This window comes from Robiginitalea sp., assembly GCF_049588695.1.
GTDB lineage: Bacteria > Bacteroidota > Bacteroidia > Flavobacteriales > Flavobacteriaceae > Robiginitalea.
The window spans coordinates 1-2,162 of the sequence record NZ_JBAVZJ010000614.1 but is presented as its reverse complement, the minus strand read 5'-3'; the positions used below and the strand labels follow the sequence as shown (position 1 = coordinate 2,162).

3 protein-coding genes are annotated in these 2,162 nt (G+C 38.4%); all 3 read left to right on the top strand.

What is annotated here, in order from left to right:
* Positions 1–612 precede the first annotated feature (612 nt).
* A complete protein-coding gene (locus WBV75_RS14010) occupies positions 613–855 on the top strand; it encodes a hypothetical protein (RefSeq protein WP_424121204.1) in 243 nt (80 codons plus the stop codon).
* Complete coding sequence (locus tag WBV75_RS14005) at positions 837–1,151, top strand: type II toxin-antitoxin system RelE/ParE family toxin (protein ID WP_424121203.1); 315 nt, start codon at positions 837–839, stop codon at positions 1,149–1,151. Before WBV75_RS14010 ends, WBV75_RS14005 begins: the two co-directional genes overlap by 19 nt.
* A 126-nt stretch (positions 1,152–1,277) precedes the next feature.
* Positions 1,278–1,967, top strand: coding sequence for a hypothetical protein (locus WBV75_RS14000; RefSeq protein WP_424121202.1), 690 nt, complete (start codon positions 1,278–1,280; stop codon positions 1,965–1,967).
* Positions 1,968–2,162 lie beyond the last annotated feature (195 nt).

The window sequence follows — 2,162 nt, the reverse complement described above, 5'->3', positions numbered from 1 at the left end:
GGGATAAATAGGTCCTCATTATTTTGAAGGTAGTAAAAAAATTTGCAAACCATTTGCAAACAAATCCTTGATATCAAATGAATTGAATTGACGGCAAATTATATTTAAAAACCTGAAATACAATAATATAAACCTGTTTATGAATCTGGATAATTAGCACCTAAAGAGCCTTCTAAGCAGACGGTCCCAGGTTCGAATCCTGGCGCGATCACTTAAGGATGAAAAGCTCGCCTCTAAGGCGGGCTTTTTCTTTTCGAGCCAGGGGCAAGCTTGGTTGATGCCTGTGTGAGGAAAGAAAAAGCCACCAACCGGAGGTTGGGAGCTTTTCATTTAGACTACGGAACGCATTCAGGATCACCGAACGTAGTGAGGTAATCCTGCCCAATGTACCATGGATAGACTAGAGCAAAATCCAGGCAATCCTTTGGCATTGCTCCTCCAAGGCTTCTGAGATCTATACCCATAACGCTGAAAATTCCTTCAAAGGAATTGACGATTTGCTATCTTAGGCCTATAAGCGATATATAGTGCATAATGCACTATAAACATATGTTGGGCAACATTATGAAACAACATGAAAATTTCGGAACTTGTAGTCTAATATAATGGAGTATGGCAACTGTTGATAAAATTCGAAATGCGTTGATCGATAAAATTTTAACGATTCGCAACAAAGACTTCCTTATTGCGCTCGATAAATTGATTTCCACCAGTTCCACAGAAGAGCAAAGCATTGAACTGTCCTCAGAGCAGAAAGAAATGCTCGAAATGAGCGAGGAAGATATCAAGAGTGGCCGGCTCATATCCCAAGAGGCCATGGATAAACGCAACCTGGAATGGCTCAACGGAATGTAGTTTGGACGCGAACAGCGGATATTCAGTACGCAGGAATTCTTCAATATTGGGTCAATAGAAATAAGTCGGCCGAATACTCCAAAAAGCTCATCGCTGAAGTAGCGGAAAGAACCCAGCAAATCGCCGGAGCACCCTTTAGTTATAAATCCGCCGATTTTCCTAATACCAGGGTAGCATCGCTGGGTAACTTTAGCATTTTCTATAAAGTTTCTGATCAGCAGATCCTTATTACTGCATTCTGGGATAATCGTCAGGATCCCAAATCATTGCTCAAAATCTTGAAAGAAAATAAATAACGTTGCCCAACAGCGAGTATAGCTCATGGCTTATCGCTTGCTCACTTTTTGCTAACTTGACAGTAAATTAAAAAGCTCGCGGCGCTTGACCACGAGCCATACCCCAACCGTTAGGCAACATTTGAAATGAGCATTTTCAATCGAAAAACAAAAAAGAAACATATTGAACAGTTCGGACTTAAAATAGCTGAATTGTTGGAGTCGGAAATGCCACAAATCAAAACTGCAATCGGACTTTCAAAAGTTTACGGAATTAGTTTTATTCACGAATCGAAAGGAATTTATATTTCTCGCGGTTATAAGCCTAAAGAATTTGAGCTCATAAACAGAAATCACAAAACCTGTTTCAATCTGACTGGACTTTCCGTTTGGAATAAAAAAGAAAATCTTTTTCAGCCGATTAAATTATATTATCAATTTGACGGACTGACCAAAATTCAAATAGATAATCCAGAGTACTTTCATAAAACATTTGACTTAAACCAAATTCAGAAAAGCCAAATAGAACTGGAGCATCTGAAAATGGAAAACCCTGACCAAAAGACAGCGGAAAAAATATTAAAATCGCTAACCAAAGAGCAAATTGAACTTTTGGAATTGAACTACACATTCGAAATTGAATTTGACGAAAAACTATTCTACACAATTTTGGATATGGAAGATGGAAATTACATTGCTGTGGACAAAAAAGGAAAGATTTATCGACTAAATCACGACCACGAAGAAATGGTTAAACTAATAGCCGACAAACCAACTGAATTCTTTAAAATATACAACGGAGAAAAAAGCGCACTGGAAAATATAGTATATGAATAAAAAACGTTGCCTAACAATGCATAACCGCAATTACGGCGGATTCGACTACGTCCGAATCCACTAGGAATTGCTACGGTCGGTCTCTGCCGAAAGATTGTTCAACTTTAAGCCGTAACTGACGGTGATACTAGACCGTTGTGTGTAATTAAAATTATGATTTGAGAATATGAAAAGTTTTGTCCTTTGGTTTTGCTC